24 protein-coding genes are annotated in these 26,973 nt (G+C 62.8%); 14 read left to right on the top strand and 10 right to left on the bottom strand.

Features of this window, described 5'->3' with window-relative positions; all coding sequences use genetic code 11:
• The first annotated feature begins 2 nt into the window (after positions 1 to 2).
• Genes ACTORR_RS14985 through ACTORR_RS14975 form a run of 3 tightly spaced genes read left to right on the top strand, consistent with a single transcriptional unit; the run spans position 3 to position 2,609 of the window.
• Positions 3 to 296: a DUF2388 domain-containing protein gene (locus ACTORR_RS14985; RefSeq protein WP_054884338.1), complete on the top strand. Its 294-nt coding sequence runs from the start codon at positions 3 to 5 to the stop codon at positions 294 to 296.
• A 37-nt stretch (positions 297 to 333) separates the two neighbouring features.
• Positions 334 to 654, top strand: coding sequence for a DUF2388 domain-containing protein (locus ACTORR_RS14980; protein WP_054884339.1), 321 nt, complete (start codon positions 334 to 336; stop codon positions 652 to 654).
• Complete coding sequence (locus tag ACTORR_RS14975) at positions 651 to 2,609, top strand: DUF7844 domain-containing protein (RefSeq protein ID WP_313365369.1); 1,959 nt, start codon at positions 651 to 653, stop codon at positions 2,607 to 2,609. The genes ACTORR_RS14980 and ACTORR_RS14975 overlap by 4 nt, the downstream gene beginning before the upstream one ends.
• A gap of 103 nt (positions 2,610 to 2,712) precedes the next feature.
• Here the strand turns inward: ACTORR_RS14975 and ACTORR_RS14970 are convergent, their stop codons facing one another.
• The gene (locus tag ACTORR_RS14970) at positions 2,713 to 3,114 is read right to left on the bottom strand and encodes a GFA family protein (protein WP_054884341.1); all 402 of its coding nucleotides are present in this window, start codon (positions 3,112 to 3,114) and stop codon (positions 2,713 to 2,715) included.
• Positions 3,115 to 3,380: 266 nt separating this feature from the next.
• Here ACTORR_RS14970 and ACTORR_RS14965 point away from each other — a divergent pair, with 266 nt between their 5' ends.
• The 9 genes from ACTORR_RS14965 (at position 3,381) to ACTORR_RS14925 (ending at position 13,604) form a co-directional block, all read left to right on the top strand.
• On the top strand, positions 3,381 to 4,688 hold the full coding sequence (locus ACTORR_RS14965; protein WP_099815282.1) for a CitMHS family transporter: 1,308 nt from the start codon (positions 3,381 to 3,383) through the stop codon (positions 4,686 to 4,688).
• Between the two features lie 68 nt (positions 4,689 to 4,756).
• Positions 4,757 to 5,527, top strand: coding sequence for a TerC family protein (locus ACTORR_RS14960; protein WP_313365368.1), 771 nt, complete (start codon positions 4,757 to 4,759; stop codon positions 5,525 to 5,527).
• A gap of 228 nt (positions 5,528 to 5,755) precedes the next feature.
• Entirely contained in the window at positions 5,756 to 7,414 is a 1,659-nt protein-coding gene (locus tag ACTORR_RS14955; RefSeq protein WP_313365367.1) for a Na/Pi cotransporter family protein, read from the top strand.
• A gap of 30 nt (positions 7,415 to 7,444) precedes the next feature.
• A complete protein-coding gene (locus tag ACTORR_RS14950; RefSeq protein WP_054884345.1) occupies positions 7,445 to 8,851 on the top strand; it encodes a M16 family metallopeptidase in 1,407 nt (468 codons plus the stop codon).
• 153 nt (positions 8,852 to 9,004) lie between these two features.
• Positions 9,005 to 10,027 carry a DUF5924 family protein gene (locus tag ACTORR_RS14945; RefSeq protein WP_099815280.1) on the top strand — a complete coding sequence of 341 codons (1,023 nt, stop codon included), beginning with the start codon at positions 9,005 to 9,007 and terminating at the stop codon, positions 10,025 to 10,027.
• A gap of 81 nt (positions 10,028 to 10,108) precedes the next feature.
• On the top strand, positions 10,109 to 11,242 hold the full coding sequence (locus ACTORR_RS14940; protein WP_313364430.1) for an ABC transporter permease: 1,134 nt from the start codon (positions 10,109 to 10,111) through the stop codon (positions 11,240 to 11,242).
• Positions 11,239 to 12,030, top strand: coding sequence for an ABC transporter ATP-binding protein (locus ACTORR_RS14935; RefSeq protein WP_313364429.1), 792 nt, complete (start codon positions 11,239 to 11,241; stop codon positions 12,028 to 12,030). The genes ACTORR_RS14940 and ACTORR_RS14935 overlap by 4 nt, the downstream gene beginning before the upstream one ends.
• 3 nt (positions 12,031 to 12,033) lie before the next feature.
• The gene (locus ACTORR_RS14930) at positions 12,034 to 12,972 is read left to right on the top strand and encodes an MlaD family protein (protein WP_054884349.1); all 939 of its coding nucleotides are present in this window, start codon (positions 12,034 to 12,036) and stop codon (positions 12,970 to 12,972) included.
• Complete coding sequence (locus tag ACTORR_RS14925) at positions 12,969 to 13,604, top strand: ABC-type transport auxiliary lipoprotein family protein (RefSeq protein ID WP_054884350.1); 636 nt, start codon at positions 12,969 to 12,971, stop codon at positions 13,602 to 13,604. The genes ACTORR_RS14930 and ACTORR_RS14925 overlap by 4 nt, the downstream gene beginning before the upstream one ends.
• Here ACTORR_RS14925 and ACTORR_RS14920 read toward each other — a convergent pair.
• The 6 genes from ACTORR_RS14920 to ACTORR_RS14895 all read right to left on the bottom strand — a co-directional run bounded on the left by ACTORR_RS14920 (position 13,586) and on the right by ACTORR_RS14895 (position 19,073).
• Entirely contained in the window at positions 13,586 to 14,815 is a 1,230-nt protein-coding gene (locus ACTORR_RS14920) for a nucleoside recognition domain-containing protein (protein ID WP_054884351.1), read from the bottom strand. The two genes, ACTORR_RS14925 and ACTORR_RS14920, sit on opposite strands and share 19 nt — an antisense overlap.
• 248 nt (positions 14,816 to 15,063) lie before the next feature.
• Positions 15,064 to 16,392 carry a glutamate/aspartate:proton symporter GltP gene (gene gltP / locus ACTORR_RS14915; RefSeq protein WP_099815275.1) on the bottom strand — a complete coding sequence of 443 codons (1,329 nt, stop codon included), beginning with the start codon at positions 16,390 to 16,392 and terminating at the stop codon, positions 15,064 to 15,066.
• Positions 16,393 to 17,118: 726 nt separating this feature from the next.
• Positions 17,119 to 17,592: an inhibitor of vertebrate lysozyme family protein gene (locus ACTORR_RS14910; protein WP_313364428.1), complete on the bottom strand. Its 474-nt coding sequence runs from the start codon at positions 17,590 to 17,592 to the stop codon at positions 17,119 to 17,121.
• 2 nt (positions 17,593 to 17,594) lie between these two features.
• Positions 17,595 to 17,756 carry a DUF1328 domain-containing protein gene (locus ACTORR_RS14905; RefSeq protein WP_003252966.1) on the bottom strand — a complete coding sequence of 54 codons (162 nt, stop codon included), beginning with the start codon at positions 17,754 to 17,756 and terminating at the stop codon, positions 17,595 to 17,597.
• Positions 17,757 to 17,798: 42 nt separating this feature from the next.
• On the bottom strand, positions 17,799 to 18,092 hold the full coding sequence (locus tag ACTORR_RS14900) for a hypothetical protein (protein WP_054884354.1): 294 nt from the start codon (positions 18,090 to 18,092) through the stop codon (positions 17,799 to 17,801).
• Positions 18,093 to 18,269: 177 nt separating this feature from the next.
• Positions 18,270 to 19,073 (bottom strand): BON domain-containing protein, encoded by an 804-nt coding sequence (locus ACTORR_RS14895; RefSeq protein ID WP_371858388.1) that lies wholly within the window; start codon positions 19,071 to 19,073, stop codon positions 18,270 to 18,272.
• Positions 19,074 to 19,301: 228 nt separating this feature from the next.
• On the opposite strand from ACTORR_RS14895, the gene algB reads away from it, so the two are divergent.
• Together algB and ACTORR_RS14885 are read left to right on the top strand one after the other, a co-directional pair.
• Positions 19,302 to 20,648 (top strand): sigma-54-dependent response regulator transcription factor AlgB, encoded by a 1,347-nt coding sequence (algB, locus tag ACTORR_RS14890; RefSeq protein WP_054884356.1) that lies wholly within the window; start codon positions 19,302 to 19,304, stop codon positions 20,646 to 20,648.
• Between the two features lie 8 nt (positions 20,649 to 20,656).
• On the top strand, positions 20,657 to 22,423 hold the full coding sequence (locus ACTORR_RS14885) for a KinB sensor domain-containing domain (protein ID WP_249342227.1): 1,767 nt from the start codon (positions 20,657 to 20,659) through the stop codon (positions 22,421 to 22,423).
• A 12-nt stretch (positions 22,424 to 22,435) separates the two neighbouring features.
• Here ACTORR_RS14885 and ACTORR_RS14880 read toward each other — a convergent pair whose 3' ends face one another.
• The 3 genes from ACTORR_RS14880 to ACTORR_RS14870 form a co-directional block, all read right to left on the bottom strand.
• Complete coding sequence (locus ACTORR_RS14880) at positions 22,436 to 24,055, bottom strand: EAL domain-containing protein (protein WP_054884358.1); 1,620 nt, start codon at positions 24,053 to 24,055, stop codon at positions 22,436 to 22,438.
• Between the two features lie 82 nt (positions 24,056 to 24,137).
• A complete protein-coding gene (locus tag ACTORR_RS14875) occupies positions 24,138 to 24,914 on the bottom strand; it encodes an N-acetylmuramoyl-L-alanine amidase (protein WP_212632758.1) in 777 nt (258 codons plus the stop codon).
• 65 nt (positions 24,915 to 24,979) lie between these two features.
• Positions 24,980 to 26,917, bottom strand: coding sequence for a diguanylate cyclase (locus ACTORR_RS14870; protein ID WP_313364427.1), 1,938 nt, complete (start codon positions 26,915 to 26,917; stop codon positions 24,980 to 24,982).
• Between the last annotated feature and the right edge of the window lie 56 nt (positions 26,918 to 26,973).

The following is a 26,973-nucleotide window of genomic DNA, read 5'->3' as shown; positions in this document are numbered from 1 at the left end:
TCATGCGTTATCTGTTGCCGTTGCTGTTCAGTGCCACTGCCATGGCCAGTGCCCACGCCATGGACACCACCACACAAGGCCTGGTCATTACGGGCTACGTTACCAGCCAGGTCACCACTGCCCCCTTCGACCGCAAACTGGTCAGGCAGGCTCGCGACGATGCCGCGGCATTCGTAGCCAGCGATGGCATGATCCGGGGTGCACGCCTGGAAGCGGCACTCGACTCGCTGCGCCACAACTGCACCCGGCACTCCGTCGGCGACCTTGAACTGGCAGAAGCAATTCTCGTCCAATAACCACACCTGACTCCCTGTATTTTTTCGGAGATGCTCCATGCGTAAACCGCTGATTGCCGCTACCCTCGGCATGTTGCTGCTGGCCGACCTGGCCCATGCACAGACCCTGGTGGCCACCAGCAACATCATCGTGCGCGCCTTTGGCCGCTCGATCGATTTCACCTCTGACACCACCACTTCGATCCGCGACGCCAAAGTCGTGCGCGAAGCCCACGACGACGCCGCCAGCTTTGTCGCCAGTAATGGCGATATCCGCGGTGCCCAGCTTGAGGCCGCACTCAGCACCCTGCGCGAGCGCGTGCCTGAAGCGCGCGACGCCAGCGACCAAGTACTGGCCGAAGCCATCCTCGCGCTGTGAACCGCGTGCGTGCCTGGCTGCTCGGCTGCGCCCTGACGCTGCTGGGCACGCCCGCCTTGGCTGACCTGCAGCTTGAGCTGCAGGCGACCAGCCTCGACCCGCAACAGACCCAAGCCAGCCAGGCCCTGCTCGACGAAGCCATGGCCAAGCTGCCGCCCCTGTTCAAGCAACGGCTGGACCGGCGGGTATCGGTCAGCTGGAGCGACAACATGCCAGCCGATGCCTACGGTCAAGCTTCGCTGGTATCGACCCTCGAACTCAATCGCCGCCTGCTCCCCAGCCTGACTGACGGCAGTGCCGCCAGCGAGCGTACCAACCGCCCCCACGGCACGGTCCGAGAAGAGTTGCTGGCCACCGTCCTGCATGAGCTGACCCATATTTACGACCGTGCCCGCCTGTGGCCTGGCAGCGAGCGCTCGCTGATCGCCCGCTGCGCGCGCCAGCAAGCCGCGCTGGGCAAGATCGGTCAGCTGGCAGAGTGCCGTAGTCAGGCCGAACGCCGTTTTACCCTCAGCGACGACCCACGCTTTCTCCACCTGGCCGGCTGGCCGCAATACGTCGGCCGTCGTGGCGAACGCGAGCAGCACAACGCGCAGTTCATGCGCAGCCCCGACAGTTATGAGCTGAGCAGTCCCAAGGAATACATCGCGGTCAACATGGAGTATTTCCTCCTCGACCCGAGCTACGGCTGCCGTCGCCCGGCGCTCAACCAGTACCTGCGTGACCACTTCGGCTGGGCACCGCCACAGAACACTTGCGCCAAGGGTCTGCCGTTCATCAACGCTGGCAGCGACTTCGCCCGGCAGCCACTGGGCGAAATCGACCCAGAACGGGTTTACGAGGTCGACTTCCTGCTTGCTGAAGCCAACCAGAACCTGGTGAGCCGCTGGGGCCACAGCATGCTGCGCCTGGTGATCTGCAAACCCGGCCGCCCCCGCGGGCCGGATTGCCGCCTGGACCTCGACCAGAGCCTGGTGCTGTCTTACCGCGCTTTCGTCAACGATGTGCAACTGTCCAGCTGGGACGGGCTGGTAGGTGCCTATCCCTCACGGCTGTTCGTGTTGCCGCTGGGCCAGGTGATCGATGAATACACCAAGACCGAACTGCGCAGCCTGGCCTCGGTACCGCTGAAGCTCAACCGCGACGAAATCGAGAACCTGGTGCGCCAGGCGGCCGAGATGCACTGGAGCTACGACGGCAACTATTGGTTCCTGTCCAACAACTGCGCAGTGGAATCCTTGAAGCTGTTGCGCAGCGGCACCGCCAACCCACGCCTGAATGATCTCGACAGCATCATGCCCAATGGGTTGCTGGCCGTGCTCAAGGGCAGGGGGCTGGCCGATACCCGTGTGCTCGACGACCCGCGAGAAGCCCTGCGCCTGGGCTACCGCTTCGACTCCTACCGCGAGCGCTACCAGGCCATGTTCGATGTGCTGCGCAAGCAGTTGCCGATCAGGCAGACCGAAGTCGAGGACTGGCTGGCCCTGGATGCAGAGCAGAGGCGCCCGTGGTTCGACAAGGCCGACCTGCGCACCAGCGCGGCCTTGCTGTTGCTCGAACAGGCCAGCCTGCGCCGGCAGTTGCTGCTGGCTCAGGACGAAGTGAAACAGCGTTACCTGAACGCTGCAGCGCTGAAGGACGGCAGCATCAACAAAGCCGACGAGACCCTGAAGCAGATGCTCGCCAACAGCGGCTTCCTCAGCCGCCCGGCCGAGTTGCTGGATGCCAAAGGCTATGGCTTGCCGCAGCCGGACGAGCGCGCGCACCTGGAGCAGGTCAGTGCCGAGCGACAGGCCAAGCTGCTGCGCCTGAGTACCGACCTGGACAAAGAGGTGAGGGCACTGCTGGAGCCGTCGCGGGCGAAGGAAATTGCTGCGGTCGAGGCCAATGTGAAGCACATTGGCGAACATTTGCGCGCCCTGCACAAGGCGGCTGGTGGCCTGCAATTGCCTTGATGACCTGCACTGGCCTCTTCGCGGCTAAAGCCGCTCCCACAGGGATCGCCACTCCTGTGGGAGCGGCTTTAGCCGCGAAGGGCCGGTAAAACCAGCACAAGGCTTAGAGTTTTTCCTCTAATTCTTCTGGCAGCCCTTCATCCAGGTGCATCCAGGGCAATCGGCTTGTCGTCCAGATATGCCGCCTGGCCGGCACCTGCTCCGGGTGGTCCAGCGTCGCCACGGTCACATCGATGGTTCCCGGGCTATGCTCGGTCACCAGTGCCACATGCGCCCCACATTCCCCACAGAAATACCGCTTGCAACTGGCCGGTGCCACATAGCACTGAGGCCTTCCTGCCATCCAGCGGAAACCCGAACGGGGCAGGGTGAGCCAGGTCACCACCAGCCCGCCGCTGACCCGCCGGCAGATCGAACAATGGCAATGGGCGACATCCGTCAGGTCACCCTGCAGCCGATAGCGCAAGGCGCCGCAATGGCAGCCACCCTCGGTTACATCCTGCATCACCTACCTCCCGTCGCCGTTTTTCCGGCGAAAGCTGGCTGAAAGCTTCCCCCCCTAGGATAGCCGCCACTACCGGCATCAGACCGGTCAGCCAGGGCACCCGGAAATTTCCGCGCCCGGCCCATCAACAACAACAATGGTGATTCTGATGTATTCCTGCGCCCGCCTTCATGTAGCCCCCCGACCCATGCTCCCCGTGCAGCGCCAAACGCGCTGATCCGCCCGAATAGCCATCCCTTTCGCCGCGCCACGCCTGGAGTATTGCCATGCTGACCTTCCTCGGCTTTGCCATGGTCATCACCTTCATGTACCTGATCATGACCAAGCGCCTGTCGGCCTTGATCGCGCTGATTCTGGTACCCATCCTGTTCGCCCTGTTCGGCGGCTTTTCCGCCAAGATCGGCCCGATGATGCTCGAGGGCATCAGTAAGCTTGCGCCCACTGGCGTGATGCTGATGTTCGCCATTCTCTACTTCGCCCTGATGATCGACTCCGGCCTGTTCGACCCGGCCGTGCGCAAGATCCTCAAGCTGGTCAAGGGTGACCCGCTGAAAGTCTCGGTCGGTACTGCAGTGCTGGCCCTGGTGGTGTCGCTCGATGGTGACGGCGCCACCACTTACATGATCTGCTGCGCCGCCATGCTGCCGCTGTACAGCCGCCTGGGCATGAGCCCACGGATCATGGCCGGCCTGATCATCCTCGCCGGCGGGGTGATGAACATGACCCCCTGGGGCGGCCCGACCGCCCGCGCAGCAAGCGCCCTGCACGTAGACCCGTCGGACATCTTCGTGCCGATGATCCCGGCCATGGCCTTCGGCGTGCTGGCGATCCTTGCCATCGCCTACATGTACGGCAAACGCGAACGTGCCCGCCTGGGTGAACTGCACCTGCCGACCGATGACATCGATCACAGCGAAATCAGCGTGTCGCAGTTCCCTGAAGCGCGCCGCCCCAAACTGATCTACTTCAACGGTGCCCTGACCGCCGGCCTGATGGTCGCACTGATCGCAGGCGTGCTGCCGCTGCCGGTGCTGTTCATGATCGCCTTCAGCATTGCCATGATCGTCAACTACCCGTGCCTGCAGCAGCAGAAAGACCGCATCGCCGCCCACGCTGGCAGTGTGCTGGCCGTGACCGGGTTGATCTTCGCCGCAGGCATCTTCACCGGCATCCTGTCCGGTACCGGCATGGTCGAGGCAATGTCCAAGAGCCTGCTGGCAGTCATCCCTGAGGCCCTGGGCCCGTATTTGGCGGTGATCACCGCGATCGTGAGCATGCCGTTCACCTTCTTCATGTCCAATGACGCCTTCTACTACGGTGTGCTGCCAGTGCTGTCGGAAGCGGCCAGCCATTACGGCATCAGCCCGGTGGAAATGGCCCGTGCCTCGATCGTCGGGCAGCCGGTTCACCTGCTCAGCCCGCTGGTACCTTCGACCTACCTGCTGGTGGCCCTGGCCGGCATCGAGTTCGGCGATCACCAGCGTTTCACGCTGAAGTGGGCAGTGCTGGTATGCCTATGCATAATGCTCGCCGCGCTGCTGATGGGCATTTTCCCGCTGTTCAGTAGTCTTTAATTAACACGCTTTACCCATGCGATGCGCCCTGAAAGGGTGCATCGCCTTTATCGTTTGAAGGAATACACATGGAATGGCTGACCAGCCCGGAAATCTGGGTTGCCTTTTTTACCCTCACGGCGCTTGAGATTGTCCTCGGGATCGACAACATCATCATGATCTCGATCCTGGTCAGCCGCATGCCCAAGCACATGCAGCCGCGCACCCGGATCTTCGGCCTGGCCCTGGCCATGGTCACCCGGATCATGCTGCTGCTGTCGATCACCTGGGTGATGCGCCTGACTGCCGACCTGTTCGAGGTGTTCGGCCAAGGCATTTCCGGTCGCGACCTGATCCTGTTCTGCGGCGGCCTGTTCCTGCTGTGGAAAAGCTCGCAGGAGATCTACCACGGCCTGGAAGGCGAGGAAGAGAGCGCCGACGAACCCAAGGGCGCTGGCGGCAAGTTCCTGTACACCATCATTCAGATCGCCATCATCGACATCGTGTTTTCCCTGGACTCGGTGATCACTGCCGTCGGCATGGTTTCGCACGTGCCGGTGATGATCGCCGCCATCGTTGTCGCCGTCCTGGTGATGATGGCCTGCGCCGGCGCCATCAGCGACTTCATCGACAAGCACCCGTCGCTGAAGATGCTTGCCCTTTCCTTCCTGATCGTCGTTGGTACCGTGCTGATCGCCGAATCTTTCGACGTGCACGTGCCGAAGGGTTACGTCTACTTCGCCATGGCCTTCTCGCTGGCCGTCGAGGCGATCAACATCCGCATGCGCACCGCCATGGCGCGCAAGCAGGGCAAGGAGCACGACCCGGTGAAACTGCGCAAGGACATTCCGGATCAATAAGATCAGGACACGCAGCGTAAAGGGCCCTCCGGGGCCTTTTTCATGTACAGCCTTTCATGACACAAATATTTCAAATGCTTGCAGAGCGTGCCAAGCTGGCGCGAGGTCCGCAAAACAACTAAAGCTTGAGTAAGCACTGGATCAAAACACCCACCCCCGGGCCAGGCTTACGGCTTCACACATTTTGGCTCCAGCGCCGGAGCCCGAGAACAAAAGGGGGGCTCGACCATGATGACCCTGCTCAACCTGCTCTCTGCCGTAGCCTTGCTGGTATGGGGCACGCATATCGTTCGTACCGGCATCCTCAGGGTGTTCGGCTCCAACCTGCGCCGCGTGCTCGGCCAGAACATGAACCGGCGGCCTCTGGCGTTCATCGCCGGCATCGTGGTCACTGCCGTGGTGCAGAGCAGCAATGCCACCGCCATGCTGGTTACCTCCTTCGTCGGTCAGGGCCTGATGGCCATGACCCCAGCGCTGGCGATCATGCTCGGTGCCGACGTGGGTACCGCGCTGATGGCACGGGTACTGACCCTGGACTTGTCGTGGCTATCGCCGCTGCTGGTGTTCCTCGGGGTGATCTTCTTCCTCTCGCGCAAACAGACCCGTGCAGGCCAGTTGGGCCGCGTGGGGATCGGCCTGGGCCTGATCATCCTGGCCCTGCAGCTGATCGTGCAGGCGGCGACGCCGATCACCCATGCACAAGGGGTGAAGGTGCTGTTCGCATCGTTGACCGGCGACATCATGCTCGACGCCCTGGTAGGTGCGCTGTTCGCCATGGTGTCGTATTCCAGCCTGGCTGCCGTGCTGCTTACCGCGACCCTGGCCGGGGCCGAAGTCATCAGCCTCCCGGTGGCCATCGGCCTGGTCGTTGGCGCCAACATCGGCAGCGGCCTGCTGGCCTTCATCAGCACCAGCATGCAGAACGCCGCAGGGCGCCGCGTGGCCTTGGGCAGCCTGTTGTACAAGCTGATCGGCCTGGTGCTGATCATCCCCGTGCTGCATCCGCTGGTGGAGTGGATGGACAGCCTGAGCTTCAGCCCACAGGAGTTGGTAATCGGCTTCCACCTGCTCTACAACACCCTGCGCTGCCTGATCATGCTGCCGACGGTCAAACCCATGGGCCGCCTGTGCAACGCACTGCTACCCGAACGCGAGGCTGGCAACGGCCAGATACGCCCGCGCCATCTCGATGCCTCGGCGCTGGCCACGCCTAGCCTGGCCTTGGCCAATGCCGCGCGTGAAACCCTGCGTCTGGGGGACATTGTCGACAGCCTGCTGGAGGCCATGCTCGGCGCCTTGCGCGGTACCCATACCGCCATGCCCCAGCAGGTGCGGGCCTTGAGCGAAGATGCCGAAGCGCTGTACAGCGCGATCAAGCTGTACCTGGCGCAGATGCCGCGGGAAGACCTCAGCGACCAGGACAACCGGCGCTGGGCCGAAATCATCGAGCTGGCGATTAACCTGAAGCTAGCCTGCGACCTGATCGAACGCATGCTGCGCAAGGTGCAACAGCAGAAAACCAGCCAGCGCCGGGAGTTCTCCCAGGTCGGCCTGGAGGAACTCACCGGGCTGCAGGAACAATTGCTGGCCAACCTGCGCCTGGGGCTGTCGGTGTTTCTCAGTGCCGACCCGGAAAGCGCACGCCTGCTGCTGCGCGAAAAGCGCCGTTTTCGCGCCCAGGAACGGCGCCTGGCGCATGCCCATGTCAGCCGTTTGCAACGTAAGGTGGTGCAAAGTATCGAGACGAGTTCGCTACACTTGGAGCTGATCGCCGACATGAAGCGGTTGAACTCTTTGTTCTGCAGCAGTGCCTATGTGGTACTGGGTGGCTCGGACACTGGCGGGCTGCTGCTCGACAGCGTCCCGGAAGATGCCCACCTGTCCTGATCTCGCACACCTGGAGACCGTCGCTCGCCCATGCGTTGCCTGATGTTCGTTTGCCTGCTGATCTGCAGCCTGCCCTCATTTGCCCTCGATCGCTCGCGGGTCGAGGGTTACCTGTTGCCCAACGGCCTGCAGGTGATCCTGAAGTCCGGTTACGAGCGCGACCATGTGGCGATCCGCCTGGTGGTAGGCGTTGGCCTGGATGACTTCGACTGCGAGCAGAAAGAGTTGCCGCACCTGCTCGAACACCTGCTGTTCACCGGCATCGACGCAACTGGTGAAGGCGGACTGGAAGAACGACTGCAAAGCCTGGGGGGCGAGTGGAACGCCTACACCAGCAGCGCCGACACGACGTTTGTCATCGAGGCGCCGGCACGCAACCAGCGCAAGGTGCTCGACCTGTTGCTGGCGATCATCCGCGACACGCGTATCGACGCCAAAGCCCTGGCCACGGCCAAGCGCATCATCGAGCGCGAGGATGGCGGCCACTATGGCCACCTGCAGCGCTGGCTCGACCGTCAGGACATCGGCCACCCGGCCAGCGATCAATTGGCCACCGAACTAGGCCTGAAATGCCCCGAGCGCTCCAACGTCGCGGACATGACCCTGGAGCAGGTGAAAACCCTGCGTGACCGCTGGTACGCCGCCAATAACATGACCTTGATCGTCGTCGGCGGCCTGGATCGGCTGCTGCCGGCCTATCTGGAGCGCACCTTCGGCGAACTGCCTGCCACCGAGCCGGAAGAGCGGCGCAACCTTGAAAGCATCAGCGAACAGGCCGAGCAGCGCCGCGACCTGACCCATGGCCTGTTGGGCGATAGCGTCAAGCTGCATTGGCTGTTCATCGAGCCGGTTCTGGACAATGACCATCAACAGACCCTTGACCTGCTGTCGCGCTACCTCGACTGGGCCTTGTACGACCAGCTGCGCCTGCGCAACGGCCTGTCGTATGGGCCGTCGGTACAACGTGAGAGCTTTGGCGACAGCGGTATGCTGAGCCTCAATGCCGACCTTGAGCGCGAGGATATCGACCACGCCGTGAAGGTCATGCAGCAACTGTTCGATCATTTGCGCAAGGAAGGCCTCGACCCGGACACCTTTGCCCGCATCAAGGATGCCGCCGTGGCCAAGGAAAGCTGGAGCACTCAGGGCAACAGTGCGCTGGCCGATTATTACTGGGGGGCGCTGAACGATTACAACAACGGCCGCTTTGCCGACCCGGCACGCAAGCTGCGCCAGGTGACGCTGGAAGAGGCCAATGCGGCCCTGAAGGAATTGCTCAAGGAGCAGGGCTACTTGCGGATCGAAAAGCCGTTCCTGGGGTACGACGAGCTTTATGGCCTGGTTGCCTTGCTGTTGGGGCTGATACTGGCGCTGGGGCTGCTGCGCTGGCGTCGGCACAAGCCGGAACGACCGAGTGGTGCTACACGGCAGCAGTGAATCAGCGGTATCCTTTTGCCAGTACCGGCCTCTTCGCGGGTAAACCCGCTCCCACAGGTAGTGCACAGCTGTTGAATGCCGTGCGACCCCTGTGGGAGCGGGTTTACCCGCGAAAGGGCCGGTACAGCCACTTCATATTCGTGTTGCAGACCCATGCCCCCAATACCCCACTTCGTCCAGCGCGTCATCGAGCTGCTCAAACGCTACCCCGGCGTCATCGCGCTCGGTGGCTTCCTTTCCGGTATCGGCAGCTTCATCCTGGTCGATCGCCAGGCCAGCCTGGCCAGCTGGATCGCCATCCTCATGCTGGTCAGCTGGGTCTGGCTGATGCTGGAAAACACCCTGACCGGCCTGTTCGCGCGCACCTTCAAGCGCGAGATCCCGCAGCCGTTGCTGCGCTACGCAACGCAGATGATTCACCAGGAAAGCCTGTTCTTCGTTCTGCCGTTCTTCTTCATCACCACCACCTGGAACAGCGGCCAGTTGGTGTTTACCGGCCTGCTTGGGGCCGCCGGGCTCATTTCGATCATCGACCCGCTCTACTACAAGTGGCTGGCACCCCGGCGCTGGCTGTTCCTTGCACTGCACACCCTGACCCTGTTCGCCGCACTGCTGACCGCGCTACCGATCATCCTTCACCTGACCACTGCACAGAGTTTCAAGCTGTCATTGATCGCCGCCATGGCGCTGTCGTTCCCAAGCCTGATCAGCAGCTTCCCGGTCAATACCTGGCGCCGCGGCGTGGCACTGGTACTGGTGACCCTGGCGGTGGGCGGCAGTGGCTGGTTGCTGCGTTCGTGGGTGCCGCCCGCAACACTGTGGATGACGGACGTGGCGGTCAGCACCGAAGTACTCAATCGTCAACCGGGCGAATCGCTGGAAGAGGTGGCCGCCAGCCGCATCCGCAGCAATGGCCTGTACGCCTATACCGCAATCAACGCGCCGCGCGGCCTGGACGAACGCATCTACCATGTGTGGCAGAAGGACGGCCAGGAAGTCGATCGCATTGCCCTGGATATCCACGGCGGGCGCAAGGAAGGCTACCGTGCCTGGACCCACAAGCAGAACTTCCCGCCCAACCCGGTGGGCAAGTGGCAGGTCCGAGTGCTGACCGAAGACGGCCAGATGATCGGCGTGCTGCGCTTCAAGGTGGTGGACGACGCGCCTGCGCCGTGACGCTGGGCGCACGACAGCACATTTTCAACAAACCGCTCCATGCCCGCTGCGCTATGATCAGCCTCTAGCCCAGCCGGATGCATGGAGCCTATGACCACCCCCAGCGCCACCCTGGACACCCGTTGCCAACCGGCCTGCCTGCGGATCGCCGGTGACTGGACCCTGGCTCACTACGCCAGCCTCAAGCGCGACAGCGAGCGCCTGCGCACGCAGTATGGTGCCGACACCATCGCCGACCTCAGCCAGCTGGGCCGCCTGGACACCGCCGGGGCCTCACTGCTGGCCGAGCTGCTTGGCTCCGAGCGCCTCTCGCAGTGCACCCATAGCCTGCCCGAAGCCAGTCGTGCCCTGCTCAAGAATGTGTACTGCTCGGTGCAGGACTACTGTATCCCGGTCAAGCAGCCCGAGCGCAACGTGGTGCTGGTGCTGCTGGAGCGTATCGGTTGCGCGGTCGGCACGCTGTGGCAGGACACCCTGCAGCTGCTCGGCTTCCTCGGCCTGATCATCGAAACCCTGCTGCGCCGCCTGCTGCAGCCACACCGCTGGCGTGTCACCCCGGTGATCGCGCACATCGAGCAGACCGGGCTGGATGCAGCCCCCATCGTGGCCTTGCTGACCTTTCTGGTCGGCGCCGTGGTGGCCTTTCTTGGCGCCACGGTGCTGGCCGACTTCGGTGCAACCGTGTTCACCGTCGACTTGGTGGCCTTCTCGTTTCTTCGCGAATTCGCCGTACTGCTGACCGCCATACTCATGGCCGGGCGCACCGCCAGTGCCTTCACCGCACAGATCGGCTCGATGAAGGCCAATGAAGAGATCGATGCCATCCGCACCCTGGGCCTTAACCCCATCGAGCTGCTGGTGGTACCGCGGGTACTGGCGCTGCTGATCTCGCTGCCCTTGCTGACCTTCGTCGCGATGATCTGCGGCATCGTCGGGGGAGCGGTGGTCTGTGCCCTGTCATTGGGGATATCGCCGGCCATGTTCCTGTCGCTGCTGCAATCCGACATCGGCGTGCAGCACTTCCTGGTCGGCCTGGCCAAGGCGCCGATTTTCGCCTTCCTGATCGCCGCCATCGGTTGCCTCGAGGGCTTCAAGGTCAGCGGCAGCGCCGAATCGGTCGGTGCCCACACCACTTCCAGCGTGGTGCAATCGATTTTCGTGGTCATCGTGCTGGATGCGGTGGCAGCGCTGTTCTGCATGGAGATGGGCTGGTGAGTGGCCGGGAAGCGGTGATCGAGGCACGGGGCATCTGCAATCGCTTCGGTAGCCAGGTGGTACACAAGGATCTCGACCTCGACCTGTACCGCGGCGAAATCCTCGCGGTGGTCGGTGGGTCGGGGAGCGGCAAGTCGGTGCTGCTGCGCAGCAGCATCGGCCTGCGCCGCCCTGACGAAGGGCAGATCAAGGTATTCGGCGAAGACCTGGCCGGGTTGCGCGAGCAACAGCGTTCACTGGTCGAACGCCGCTTCGGTGTGCTGTTCCAGAAAGGTGCGCTGTTCTCGTCGTTGACCGTGACCGAAAACGTCGCCCTGCCGCTGATCGAGCACGCTGGCCTGTCGCGCGCCGATGCCGAACACCTGGCCGGGGTCAAGCTGGCCTTGGCTGGCCTGCCCATCTCCGCTGCCGACAAATACCCTGCGTCGCTCTCTGGCGGCATGATCAAGCGCGCTGCCCTGGCGCGCGCGCTGGCGCTGGACCCGGACATCCTGTTCCTCGACGAGCCCACCGCCGGCCTCGACCCGATCGGTGCTGCCGCCTTCGATCAGTTGATCCTGACCCTGCGCGATGCCTTGGGCCTGAGCGTATTCCTGATCACCCATGATCTCGACACCCTCTACACCATTACCGATCGCATCGCCGTGTTGTCACAGAAGAAGGTGCTGGTCGCCGGCCCTCTGGCCGAAGTCGAGCAGACCAACGACCCCTGGATCCACGAGTACTTTCACGGCCCACGCGGGCGCGCAGCGGAACACGCTGCCGCCAGCGCCAGGCAGGAGCACTGAACAATGGAAACCCGAGCTCATCACGTCCTGATTGGCCTGGTCACGGTGCTGGTGGTAGCTGGCGCCATGCTGTTCGGCCTGTGGCTGACCAAGTCCAGCGTCGACGACGCCTTCAAGGACTACGAGGTGATCTTCAACGAAGCCGTCTCCGGGCTGTCCCGCGGCAGCCCGGTGCAGTACAACGGTATCAAGGTCGGCGATGTCACCAGCCTGCGCCTGGACCCGAAAGACCCACGCCGGGTGCTGGCCCGCGTGCGCCTGAGCGGTGACACCCCGGTCAAGGAAGACACCCAGGCCAAGCTGACCCTGGCCGGGGTCACCGGCAACTCGTTCATCCAGCTCAGCGGCGGCACGCCGCACAGCCCGGAACTCAAGGGCAAGGACGGCAAGCTGCCGGTGATCGTCGCCTCACCTTCGCCGATCTCACGCCTGCTCAATGACAGCAGTGACCTGGTGACCAACATCAACATGCTGCTGCACAACGCCACGCAGATGTTCTCGGACAGCAACATCGAGCACCTGAGCAACACGCTGGCCAACCTCGACCACACCACCGGTGCCTTCGCCAACCAGAACGGCGGTATCAGCGAGGCAATCGCCCAGCTGGCCCAGGTCGGCAAGCAGGCCAATGCCACCCTGGCCGAAACCCAGGCGCTGATGCGCAATGCCAACGGCCTGCTCGGCACCCAGGGCAAGCAAGCCATCGGCAGCGCGGAGCAGGCCATGCAGTCGCTGGCCGCCAGCGCCGCGACCCTCAACAGCCTGCTGCAAGACAATCGCCAGTCCATCGACGACGGCGCCCAGGGGCTCAACCAGCTGACCCCGGCCATCCGCGAGCTGCGCGAAACCCTCAATTCGCTCAAGGGTATTTCCCGGCGCCTGGAAGCTGACCCGAGCGGCTACCTGCTGGGCCGTGACAACAACAAGGAGTTCCAGCCATGACCCCATCGCTGCGCCTGCTGGCCCTGACAGCAGCCTTGAGCCTGGCCAGCGCCTGCTCGATCCTGCCGCAGAGCGAACCGGTGGATGTCTACCGCCTGCCGGTCAACCAGGCTAGCCACAGCAGCACCCCGGTGGCCTGGTCTCTGCGCCTGAACAAGCCACTGGCCAGCGAAGTGCTGGCCGGGCCACGCATCGCAGTGATCCCCCAAGGCGATGTGATCAGCAACTACAAGGGCGCCCGCTGGAGCGACCCGGTCCCGTTGCTGGTGCGCAACCGCTTGCTCGATGGCTTCCAGCGCGACGGCCGGGTGCAGCGGCTGAGCGCTGACGACAGCAACCTGCAGGCCGATTACGAGCTGAGCGGCGAACTGCAAGCGTTCCAGAGCGAGTACCAGCCGGGGGGCAAGGTGGACGTGGTGATCCGCTACGACGCACGCCTGGTGCAAGGCCGCAGCCAGCGTATCCTCAGCAGCAAACGCTTCGAAGTACGCCAGCCGCTGGCGGATACCCAGGTGTCAGCCGTGGTCGCCGGCTTTGGCGCAGCCAGCGATCAGCTGGCCAGGCTGGTGGTGAACTGGACCGTAGCGCAAAGCAGCCAGGCTCAGCATCAGGTTCAGGCAAAGAACCAGTAGCAGACGCAGATGGCTGCAATCACACCGGCCAGCTCGGCCAGCAGGGCACAACCCACGGCGTGGCGCACACGCTGGATGCCGACTGCGCCGAAATATACTGCCACCACGTAGAACGTGGTTTCGGTGCTGCCTTGAATCGTCGCTGCCACCAAGGCCGGGAAGCTGTCGACGCCGTGGGTCTGCATGGTCTCGATCAGCATGGCCCGCGCCGCGCTACCGGAAAACGGCTTGACCAGCGCCGTGGGCAGGCCCTCGACAAAGCGGGTATCCAGGCCCGCCCAGTTGACAGCCTGGCGGATGCCATCCAGGGCCAGCTCGAGTGCGCCCGATGCCCGCAGCACGCCCACGGCGACCAGCATGGCCACGAGGTAAGGCAGCAGGCTCTTTGCCACGTCGAAACCTTCCTTGGCGCCCTCGACGAAGGTTTCGTACACCTGCACCCGCTTCAGCGCGCCGATCAGTAGAAACAGAATGATCACGCCGAACAAGGTCAGGTTGCCGAGGATCGACGACAGGCTGGCCAGCGCGGCCGCCGACAGGGTGCCCAGGAAAGCCATGAAGCCGCCCAGCAGCAGCGCACCGGGGATCAGGTAGGCGAGCACCACCGGATCCCACAGGCGCAAGCGCTGCATCACCGCCACCGACAGCAGGCCGACCAAGGTCGAGGCACTGGTGGCCAGCAGGATCGGCAGAAACACCAGGGTAGGGTCGGTGGCGCCTTGCTGGGCGCGATACATGAAGATGGTCACCGGCAACAGGGTCAGCGACGAGGCGTTGAGTACCAGGAACAGAATCTGCGCGTTGCTCGCCGTCGTACTGCTGGGGTTGAGTTCCTGCAGTGCGCGCATGGCCTTGAGGCCGATCGGCGTGGCGGCGTTGTCCAGGCCCAGGCCGTTGGCAGCGAAGTTCATGGTGATCAGGCCCAGGGCCGGGTGGCCGGGCGGCACTTCCGGCATCAAGCGGGCAAACAGCGGCCCGAGCACCTTCGCCAGCCATTCGACGATGCCGGCCTTTTCAGCGATCTTGAGGAAGCCCAGCCACAGGGTCAGGGTGCCGAACAACAGGACCATGACCTCCACCGACAGCTTGGCCATGGCGAAGATGCTCTCGACCATCGCGGCGAAGATGCCGGCATTGCCACCGACCAGCCATTGGGCCAGGGCGGAGACGGCCGCCACCAGGAAAAAGCCGAGCCAAAGGCCGTTGAGCATCCGTGTGTTCCCCCTGAAAAATGCCCGAATGATAGCGTATCGGCGCCCCTGGCTGGAGCCCTCAGGCCTGATGGACAGCCTTGTGGGAGCGGGCGTCCCCGCGAAGCAGGCACCGCGGTGGATGGCACCGGCTTCGCCGATGTTCGCGGGCACGCCCGCTCCCACAATGGTTAGCAACCCGCCTGTACAAACCCACAGACAGCAAAAAGCCCCGACAAGTCGGGGCTTTCTGGTTCAGCAGGTCAGGCTCAGCGCTTGACGGCTGCGCCAACCACGGCAGCTTCCTGCTTGTCTGCCATCAGCGAGGCGTAGTACTGCTCGCCCTTGGCGGCGTCGTACATGCCTTCCCAGCGCGCAATTACCAGCGCTGCCAGGGCGTTGCCGATCACGTTCAGGGCGGTACGTGCCATGTCCATGATGCGGTCGACGCCGGCGATGAAGGCCAGGCCTTCCAACGGGATACCAACGCTGCCGAGTGTTGCCAGCAGCACCACGAAGGAAACGCCCGGCACGCCGGCGATGCCTTTGGAGGTGACCATCAGCGTCAGCACCAGCAGCAGCTGCTGGCTCCAGGACAGGTCGATGCCGTACAGCTGGGCAATGAAGATGGCCGCGATGCTCTGATACAGGGTCGAACCGTCGAGGTTGAACGAGTAGCCGGTCGGCACCACGAACGAGCAGATCGACTTCGGCGCGCCGTACTTCTCCATCTTCTCGATCACGCGCGGCAGCACGGTCTCGGAGCTGGAGGTGGAATAGGCGAGGATCAGTTCATCTTTCATGATGCGCATGATCTTGATCACCGAGAAGCCGAACAGGCGCGCTACCAGGCCCAGCACCATGAAGGCGAAGAAGGCGATGGCGAAGTACACCAGCAGTACCAGCTTGGCCAACGGCAGCAGCGAGCTGAAGCCAAAGTTGGCAACAGTCACGGCGATCAGGGCGAACACACCGATCGGGGCGTAGTTCATGATCATGTGGGTGACCTTGAACATGGTCTCCGACACAGCCTGGAAGGTGCGCACCAGCGGCTCACGCAGGTCGGCCTGCAGGCTCGACAGGCCGAGGCCGAACATCACCGAGAAGAAGATGATCGGCAGCATTTCGCCACGCATCAGCGCTGCGAAGATGTTCGACGGGATCAGGTTGAGCAGGGTCTCGATGAACGCGTGCTCATGCTGCACCTCGGCTGCAGTGGCCTGGTACTTGGAGATGTCGACGGTACCCAGGGTGCTCATGTCGATGCCGGCGCCCGGGTGGAACAGGTTGGCCAATACCAGGCCGACAACGATGGCGATGGTGGTCACCACCTCGAAGTAGAGGATGGTCTTCAGGCCGATGCTGCCCAGTTTCTTCGCATCGCCAACCCCGGCGATACCCACGATCAGCGACGAAATCACGATCGGGACAACGATCATCTTGATCAGGCGAATGAAGATGTCACCGGCGGGCTGGAGGACGTTGCTGATCCACCAGGCCTTTTCCGCGCTGAAGTGGTTCAGCAGCGCGCCGACTGCAACACCCAGGAGCAGACCGATGACGATCTGCCAGGCGAGGCTCAGTTTTGCCTTCTTCATGTCTTTACCCTTTGTTCTAGTGGTCACGGGTACCGACCGGAAAAGCGCGTAACAGAGCCGTTGGCAACGTCACGGGCAGCTTTGGGCTTCCGTCCGGGGACCTCGTGTAAGGACACCGCGAGCGAGCGACAGGGCGCTCGGGCCAGCGAAAAGGCGGCAACTATTGCGATGGGACAGGCTGAAATCTAATGCCGGAAACGCATACCCCATGCCGAAACAGCATATGCCACCAAGTCAAAATGCGTCGCACGTAAGTCATTGATTTATAACGTTCGGGAATCCGAACAAGACCGAACCGCCATATTTAGGCAGTTTTGGCGGGATATGAGGGGAGATGAAAACGGCCTGTTCGACAATCCGAATGGCCGAAATGCCACTTGCGCGGCCCTTCAGCGAACGAAAAAAAGTTGATGTACGGTCAACACAAAATGTGTCCTGGAGCCAGCAACCTGAAAGGAATCTGCACAACGGGGCATGGCGCCTCGGAAGCCAGGCCAGGTTACGATGTTGTCAGACACCCCCGACCTGATGCTTCCGATTCTGCCTTTTCCTGACCCGGCCCAAAACTGGAGGTACTCCCTGTACCCCTAGGCCACTCCGATCCTGCAACAATCAGAACAGCCCGGCCCCCTGGTCATGCGCGGCCCCTCCTCGGGGCGGCGCATCATAGAAGCAGGAAAGATAAAAAGGTTCCGCTTCTATTGCATGACAGCGCGCGACCGCTGATCAGTACCAGTTCGGGTCACGCTTGAGTTGCTCTTGCAACAAGGCCTTCATGCCGTCGTCCGGCTTGCCCAGCCAACGATACTGCGCATGGCGGGTCGGCGACTTGTCACCAGGCAAGCCTTCGGGCACCTCGACAAGCATCCCGTAGGCGTCGTCCTTGTCCCAGCTGAACGCTACGATCAAGCGCTTGTAGGTGCAGTTCTGCGGCGACTCGCACAACGGCCCGACCAGGTACTTGTCCCCGTCTTCGGTCACCGCAGACATCTGCTCCTGGCCGCTGCCGCTCAGGTTGATCACCCAATCGGGCAGGCGTTCCTCGCCCTTGATCGTGTCTTGCCAGGTTTCCCGGTATTCAGGGTCCGAGCCGAGCAACTGCTCGACCCGGATCTGGCCATCATTGGCCGCCAGCACGGCTGTACTACCGCCTGTCATCACGGCGGCGACAGCCAGGGCTGCGCATAGCTTCCTGCTCATCTTCAACCTCGACCACGTCCAAAGAAGAAGGAGGCGACGAACAGGACCAGGAAGACAATGAACAGGATCTTCGCGATACCCGTAGCGGCGCCAGCGATACCACCGAAGCCAAGCACTGCGGCGACAATGGCGATGATGAGGAAAGTGATAGCCCAACTCAGCATGATGCTTCTCCTTTCTTTTTTGAAAACGGTGTGGCCAGCGTTTCAGAACACCCAGCGCTGCTGGGGCACAATGTTGTCGACGGTGGCCGGTGAGGTGTTGGCGGCAGGCCGCTGCCCGACAGGTTCGGCGGCTTTTACCAAGGTGTTGGCGCGACTTGCCTGAATCTGCGTCAGCAGCGCGGTTTGCGCTGCCACCTGGTCGGCCAGGCGCGCGGTCTGCCAGCTGTAATAGAAGAGGCCGGCGGCCAAGGTCAGCAGCAATGCCATCCCAAGGAACAGGAACTGGCGCACGGGGAGTGCGGCATTCAGCGAGCGTTTGACGGATGGGCGGTTCATGCCAGCTTCTCCTACTGTAATTTTTCTGTTCAAACCTGAACAAGTAATTGCAGCCTGCATGCCAGTCCGCCCGATCAAATAAAATCCTTTAAAATCAATAACTTAAAATAGATGGGAAACCCCGCTTAGGACGTATCCTGCACGATGACCCTGCTGAGGTCGTGCGAATTGCACGATTCAACCCTCGACCTTGGTCGCCACCTTGAGCAGATCGGCGTCGACACCCCGCACACCGATGATCTGTCGGGCAATCTCCACGGCAATGGTCTTCTGCTCACTGCTGACCACCTCACCGGTCAGCCGCACCATGCCTTGCTCGCTGGCCACCTTGATATTCAAACCGTCCAGATTGCGGCTGAAACGCAAGCTGGTCTGAATCTTGTCGACCACCCAACTGTCGCTTGGCTGCGGCCCGTTCTGAGCCCCTGCCGGGTTCTCCCTTGCCTTGGCCATGGCCGCGCTATCAAGGCTTACCAGGTTGTTGACCAGGTGCACACCGTCAGTGGTACGCGCCACCACGCCCGCCAGATCCTTGGCCTCGGCACTGTCGACCTTGCCACGCAGGGTCACCACGCCATCGCTGCTTTGCACTTCGATAGGCGCTTTTTCCGTGATCCGGCTCCACAGCAAGCGCGCCCGGATCACCGCCGCCAAGGTCACATCTTCAAGCCGCTGGGCGTAGGCACGCAGCTCCAGCGGGCGCTCGACCAGTTCGGCGTTGACTCGCAACTGGTTGTCGACCTGCTCGATGCCCCGTGTGGCCAGGGCCACATGTTCGGCCAGCTCGCGCTCGACGCTGTTCTCGACTTCGCCAGAAAGGCGGGCCAGCTGGCCATCGACCTCGACCTTGATGCGGAACGGGTTGAGCACCCTGTTGAGGGCCAACGCGGTTTGCAGCGAACCCTCCAGGCGAGCGTCCTGGACAGGATCGGCCGACGCAGGTGTGCAAATGGACAGCATGGCGGCCGCCAGCACGGCCATTCGGATGCTAGGGGACACGGTTGGACCTCCTTTTAGTTGGCAAAAGCAGAAAATCATCGCAACCAATGTGCCAGCGTGCTGCTCTAAGAAACTTACCGGGATATCTGGCGTCACGGTAAGACTCGGCCATTGGCTAGCATGCAAAGGACAGATTCCTTCACAATTGACCGTGCAACTTGCCCGATTTTTCCCACACTAATTGAAGATATATCCGAAGGAGCGCAGTAAATGGAATCAGCCCAGGACAACCAAGGCCGCATTCTGCTGGTGGATGACGAGTCCGCGATCCTGCGCACCTTCCGCTACTGCCTGGAAGACGAAGGCTACAGCGTGGCCACGGCCAACAGCGCCGCACAGGCTGATGCGTTGCTGCAGCGCCAGGTGTTCGACCTGTGCTTCCTCGACCTGCGCCTTGGCGAGGACAACGGCCTCGATGTGCTGGCGCAGATGCGTATTCAGGCACCTTGGATGAGGGTGGTGATCGTCACCGCGCATTCAGCGATCGACACCGCAGTCGATGCCATCCAGGCCGGCGCCGCCGATTACCTGGTCAAACCCTGCAGCCCTGATCAGTTGCGCCTGGCTACCGCCAAGCAGCTGGAGGTCCGTCAACTCTCGGCCCGCCTGGAGGCCCTCGAAGGCGAAGTCCGCAAACCCAAGGACGGCCTCGACTCGCACAGCCCGGCAATGATGGCTGTGCTGGAGACCGCCCGCCAGGTGGCCACCACCGATGCCAATATCCTCATTCTCGGCGAGTCGGGCACCGGCAAGGGCGAGCTGGCTCGCGCCATTCACGGCTGGAGCAAGCGAGCACGCAAGGCTTGCGTGACCATCAACTGCCCATCGCTGAATGCCGAACTGATGGAAAGCGAACTGTTCGGCCATACCCGTGGTGCGTTTACCGGTGCCAGCGAGAGCACCCTGGGTCGCGTCAACCAGGCGGATGGCGGCACACTGTTCCTCGATGAAATCGGTGATTTCCCCCTGACCTTGCAGCCCAAGCTGTTGCGTTTCATCCAGGACAAGGAATATGAGCGCGTGGGCGACCCGGTCACCCGCCGCGCCGACGTGCGCATCCTTGCGGCGACCAACCTCAACCTTGACGACATGGTGCGCGAGAACCGCTTCCGCGAAGATCTGCTCTATCGCCTCAATGTCATCACCCTGCACCTGCCGCCGCTGCGCGAACGCAGCGAGGATGTCCTGACCCTGGCCGACCGCTTCCTGGCCCGCTTCGTCAAGGAATACTCCCGTCCGGCCCGTGGTTTCAGCGACGAAGCGCGAAGCGCGCTGCTCAACTACCGCTGGCCGGGCAACATCCGCGAACTGCGCAATGTGATCGAACGCGCCAGCATCATCTGTCCCCAGGAGCGGGTGGAAGTCATTCACTTGGGGATGGGCGAACAACCGGCAGGCAATGCGCCCCGGGTAGGTGCGGCCATGAGCCTGGATGAGCTGGAACGCGCGCACATCGGTGCCGTGCTGGCCGCCAGCGACACCCTCGACCAGGCCGCCAAGACCCTTGGCATCGACGCCTCCACGCTCTACCGCAAGCGCAAGCAGTACAACCTGTGAAGCTGCCAATGAAGCTGCGCACGCGGCTCTTCCTCAGCATTTCGGCCTTGGTGACCGTGGCGTTGCTGGGCCTGTTGCTAGGGTTGGTGAGCGTGCTGCAGATGGCCACGGTGCAGCAACAGTCGGTGCGCGAAACCACCCATGTGCTGGAAGTGGGCCTGAAGCTGCGGCAGAACCTCGGCGAGCAACTGATGCTGCTGCTGGACGAGGACACCGCACCGGACAGCCTTCGCCCCCTGCAGGACACCTTCCAGGAGCTGCTCAACCATGGCTTGGCCGAAGGGGGTGAACGCACCGGTTTCAGCAAGGCCAGCAGCAACTACCAGGCCTTCCTCCAGGCTTACCGCGACAGCCCGGCACCGGCGCGCAGCATGGGCGTGGATCAACCCTTGGGCGCAGCATTCAACCAGGTGCGTACCGACCTGATCGATTCGCACAAGCAGGCCCTCGACTACATCACCCGCAGCGAAGAGCGCACCCGTGACGGCGCCTTGCTGGTCTGCGGGATACTTGGCCTGATGGGGCTGGTGGTGCTGGTGCTAGGCTTCGTCACCGCGCACAACATCGCCCGACGCTTCGGCCAGCCGATCGAGGCGCTGGCCAAGGCCGCCGACCAGCTCGGTCAAGGGGATTTCGAAATCACCTTGCCGGTCACCCAGGCCGTCGAACTCAACCAGCTGACCCGCCGCTTCGGGCTGATGGCCGACGCCTTGCGCAAGCACCAGGCAACCAATGTCGATGAGCTGTTGGCGGGCCAGCAGCGCCTGCAGGCCGTGCTCGACAGCATCGATGATGGTTTGCTGATCATCGATCGTCAGGGGCATCTGGAGCACCTCAACCCCGTCGCTCAGCGGCAGCTGGGCTGGAACAGCAGCCGGGTCGGCAGTGGCCTGGCCGACGCCCTGCAGCGCCCGGAACTGGAGCAACAGCTGCGCCAGGTCCTGCGCGGCGGCAGCCTGGATCGGCCACCGGAGGACCTGAGCATCGAGGTCGATGAAGAATCACGCCTGCTGACCTACAGCCTGACCCCGGTCAGCCATCCGCAAGGGCCGATCCTGGGTGCAGTGATGGTCTTGCACGATGTCACCGAGCAACGCGCCTTCGAACGTGTGCGCAGCGAGTTCGTGCTGCGTGCCTCCCATGAACTGCGCACCCCGGTCACGGGCATGCACATGGCATTCGGCCTTTTGCGTGAGCGCTTGAAGTTCCCGCCCGAGGCGCGCGAGAGCGATCTGCTGGAGACCATTGGCGAAGAGATGCAGCGCCTGACCCAGTTGATCAACGACCTGCTCAACTTCTCGCGCTACCAGAGCGGCTTGCAGAAGCTCGAACTTGCCCCATGCGCCATCGACGACCTGCTCGACAGGGCGCAGGCACGCTTCAGTGAACAGGCCGCCGCCAAGCAGATCGAGCTGATCAAAGCCCTGGAGCCACCGCTGCCACGCATCCAGGCAGACGTGGCGCAACTCGACCGGGTGCTGGATAACCTCCTGCACAATGCCATCCGCCATACCGCCAGCGGTGGGCGCATCCGCCTGCATGCACGGCGGCACGCAGAGCGCATGATCATCAGCGTCGAGGACAATGGCGAGGGCATCGCCTATGGCCAGCAGGGGCGCATCTTCGAACCGTTCGTACAGGTTGGGCGCAAGAAAGGTGGCGCCGGGTTGGGACTGGCGCTGTGCAAGGAGATCGTGCAACTGCACGGCGGGCGCATGGGTGTGTTTTCCCGGCCCGGGCAGGGCACCCAGTTCTATATGGCCTTGCCAGTCTGACCTGGCACACGCTCAAGGCTCATCATCGATCCGCGCCCGCCTTGGTTGCCGGCCACGGGTCACCAGTTCGGCGAATTGCCGGGCATTGAGCGGATGGGCAAACAACCAGCCCTGCCCGTAATTCACCCCCTCGCTGTTGAGCAGCACGGCCTGCGCCTCGCATTCGATGCCCTCGGCAATCACCCGCAGGTGCAGGTCATGGGCCATGCGAATGATGTGCGGCGCCACGCCGCTGCTGGCAGCATCGTGCCCCAAGGCATCGATGAACGCCTTATCGATCTTGAGGCAGTCCACCGGCAAGGTCTGCAGGTAGGCCAGGCTGCAATAACCCGTGCCAAAGTCGTCGATCAACACTTGATGCCCGACCGCACGCAGGGCCTGGAGGTTATCACGCGCCACCACCACGTCGATCAGCCCGCGCTCGGTGACTTCAAAGGCAATCTGGCTGGCCGCGACGCGATGCAACGCCAGCAGCCGCGCCGCCACCCGGCCTATGCGAGGCACCATCACATCGCAGGCTGCCAGGTTCACCGAAATATAAAGATTGCGATGCGAGCGCAGCAACTGGCCCAACTGCTCCAGCACACGCTGCAGCACGAAATCGGTGATCTGCCGTATCTGCCCGGTGTTTTCCGCCAGCGGAATGAACAAATCCGGGCTGGTCAGCGAGCCGTCCGGGCGGCGCCAGCGCACCAGGGCCTCGGCACCGACACAGCGACGGCTGTCGAGCTCGATGATGGGTTGATACAGCACCTGCAACTCGCCCCGGCGCAGGGCATTCTGCAGTTCGGAACTCATCGAACGCCGCTGCAGAATCAACTGCAGCACCAGCCAGCCGATACAGCAGGCCGCCAGCACACTGCCAGGGAACAGCAGCCAGAGCATGCCGTTCATGCGTAAAGGCAGGCTGGCCCGCGGCGCGATCAGCACCAGCTGGTAGTCCGGCGACTTGGTCGGCATGCGATAGACCAGCCGATCGCGCAGTTCGAACAAAGACTTCTGGCTGGGGGGTGGCCAGCCACTGGTGGGCGGCCACGCCTGGGGCGGGCCCAGCACCGGGATTGCACGGGTGCCGTTATCCAGCACCACCAGCAGGCTGCCGCCCGGTGGCAGGTCAACCACGTCGGTCAGGTGCCCACGCGAGGTGGAAACCAGGAAATTACCCCGCGCCAGCATCAAGGCAGCGAGGTTTTCGTTGGGCTCAGTGGTGGTGTTGAGCCAGTAGCTGTAGGTCGGCCCCTGGATATCCGGCGCACGCGTTGGCACGAAGGCCCTGGCCCCGCCCCGGTTTGAGCAAGCGACATTGGCATCCACATAAGCGGCTTCATAAATGAAGCGCGAACCCAGACCTACTTGCTGCAACACCGAAACCATCGCCGGGCTACAGCCGCGCAGCGACTGCGCCTGCAGTTCGTCAACGCCCTCGCGCAGTTGGCCGAACACCTGCTCCAGGCGGTCAAGAAAGCGCTCGCCCTGGGCGTTCATCTGCGCGCTCTCGCTTTCCTTCATCTGCTGCAGCGCAATACCGATGCTGGCGGTCAGCAATACGGCGGCGCTGGCCAACGCTGCCAGGGAGGCCAGCATCCAGGGGCGGTAAAAAAATTGGCGCAACACAGAAATCAGGGCAGACATGGGCAGCATCCAGTTGATTAACAAGGTATAGCAACTGGAATGAGAATCGGCTCTGCCGTTTGGCGCCCGAATACGATTCGCCTTAGCGCATGCGATTCAGTACCGAAAGCATGGCAGCGGTCTGAGCGTCCGGCATGCCGTCGAAACGCTGCGGGCGGAAATGCATCTGGAAGGCGGCGATCACATGCCGCGTAGCGACATCCAGCTGCCCGGTCTGCTCGATGGCATAGCCGAAGCGCGCCAGCTCCTGCTGGTACCAGCCGATGGTTGGAGGATTGACGTTGAAGTACGCCTGCTGGCGGGCCACGGCATTGGGCTCGGGCCAGACGCCAAGGCCCGCATCCGCCAGGCGCTTCCAAGGGAACAACGGGCCAGGGTCGAGCTTACGCGATGGCGCAATGTCGCTGTGGCCGATGATGTGCCGCGGCTCGATGTTGTTGCGCTTGACGATATCCTTGAGCAAAGCGATCAGCGACTGGATCTGCGCCTCGCTGTAGGGGTACCAGACGCGGCCATTGGCAGTATCGTCGAACCCGGGGTTGACGATCTCGATGCCGATGGAGCTTGAATTCAACCAGGTGCGCCCTTGCCACTGGCTGTCACCGGCATGCCAGGCGCGACGGTTCTCGTCGACCAGCTGGTAGACCGTCCCCGGGCCGTCGCCGATCAGGTAATGCGCGCTGACTTCGCCATGTGTCAGCAATGCCAGCGAACGCTCCAGCGAGGCGTTGGTGTAGTGCAGGACAACGAACTGGATACGGTTGTCCTGGTTGGCGGAAGGGTGGCTGCGGTCGATGCGCAAGCCGGTCGAGCAACCGGCCAGTACCAGCATCAGTAACGCACAAATCAATGTTTTCATGTGGGAAGCCAAGCTAATCGGGCAGTAACGCAATAGGATAACGTAAGCGCGCACAGGCTACCCGTTCAGCTTTGTTCCACGCGATTACGTCCTTGATCCTTGGCCCGATACAACGCAGCGTCGGCGCGCTTGAGCACCTGGTCGCCACGTTCGCCAGAACGGAAAGCGCTCAAGCCGATGGATGTGGTGATGACCACGCGTTCGCCCTTGAAATGGAACGGGCAGGCCTCGATCGCCGCGCGCAGCGTTTCGGCAACCTGGGCTGCGGCTGCCGGGGAAGTCTGCGGCAACAACAGCACGAACTCTTCACCGCCGAAGCGGGCAATGAAATCGCGGACGCGCAGGCGTTTGCGCAACTGATCGGCGACGATCTTAAGTACCTTGTCGCCGGCGAGGTGGCCGTAACTGTCATTGATACGCTTGAAGTGATCCAGATCTAGGATCGCCATGGCCAAGTGACCACCACTTTCCTGCCAGTCGAGCATTTCGCGCTCGACCTGTTCGCTCCAGGCCGCCCGATTGGGGAGCCCTGTCAGCGGGTCGATCAATGCCTTCTGCCGTTGTTCTTCCAGGTGTTCGCGATAGCCAAGGGCTTCCTGTTCCATGCTGGCGACCCGCTCGGCCAAGCCCTGCAGGCGCCCGGCAAGTTCCTGCTCGCGGCGATCGCGCTCGTGCTGGTGCTCGTCCATGGTGCCAAGCAATGTCTCCAGGCGGTTTTCCAGGATGTGCTTGAGGCTGTCCACATCCACCGCGCCCTGAACGCTGCTTTGCAGGCCGCCGACCTGTTCGCGCAGCTGGTTGTCCAGCTCGCGCGCAGCAGAACTGTTGTCGGCATGCCCGGCGCTGGCTTCGTGCAGGTGGCTCTGGAAGCTGTCGAGGCGCTCGTTGAGCTGCTGCAGGTAAGTCTCGAATTCGTGCTGGCCGCTGTCGGTTATCGCCAACATGAGCACGGCCAGGTCGTCGAGAACCGGGATCAGTTCATACCAGTTCAGCCCGCGTGCTACCCGCTCGCGCATTTCCTGGGCCTGAGCCTTGTGGCGCTCCGGCAGGCTGAGGTCGTCCAGCAGGCCGATCAGCGTTTGTTCGATGTGTGCGGCAACCTGGCTGTACGGCGGCTCCAGCGCATCGGGAAGGGCGTAGGGGCCGTCTCCTGCGAACACTTCTTCAAGTGTCGCCGGCACCGGGTCCGCCGGCTGCTCCGGCATTTCGGGAGCCTCTGCGGCCTGCGGCTCAGCTTCAGGCTGGACCACCCGCGGTTGTTCAGTGCGGTGTGCCTCTGCAGGCACTTGCGGCTGGGCAACATGCGCAGTTTCCTCAGGCGCTGGGTCAGGCGCAGCAGCCGTCAGAGGTTGCAGCTCGTCTGCATCACGCGGCGGCAAGTCCACCAGCACGGGCCCATCCGGCTGTGGTTGGGCTTCAGGTGGGGCAATTGCAGGCGCAGGTTGCGCAGGCTGAGCGGCCTCATGCTGAGGCTCCTGGTCACGGTTGCCGAACAGGCGTTGCAGGAAGCCCGGCCGGGCCTCGTCATCCGGTTTGCTCAGCGACGAGAGGGCACGCCCTTGCAAGCCACTGAGTTCACCCAGCAATGGCGGTAACTCGCGTGACTGGGCGACCCCACCATCGAGTTTCTTCGCCAGCTTTTTCAAGGGCCGGGCAACTTCACCCGGCAACGGCAAGCCCTGAAGTTGAGTAACCAGCGCGTTCAGGGCATCGCTGACCTGATTCATGCGGGTTTCACGGCGCTGCTCGGAGTCCAGCACCGCCTTTTCCAGACGCGGAATCAACCCGGCAAGGCCGGCGTCCATGTTGTCGCTGCGAATAACCTCACGCATCTCCTTCATGCACTGGTCGACGACCTTGTCGCTGCCTTCGGCCGCCAGGGTGCTGCGAACCAGGCCACGGCGCAGCAGGTCGAGGCGCGCTTCCCAGCGGCGTTCGAGCTTTTCCTGCTTTTCGATGCTTTTGAGGTATTTTTCTTTCCAGCGCTCGGCTTCTTCGGTCATGCCTGGATCCGCGACGGGTAATGCATCTGTGGGCTGTGTAGTTACACACTGTCGGC

It is taken from the genome of Pseudomonas sp. SAR267 (assembly GCF_052077595.1).
Taxonomy (GTDB): domain Bacteria; phylum Pseudomonadota; class Gammaproteobacteria; order Pseudomonadales; family Pseudomonadaceae; genus Aquipseudomonas; species Aquipseudomonas vlassakiae.
Note: the sequence above shows the minus strand (reverse complement) of the source record. Positions and strands in the feature narration are given on the sequence as shown.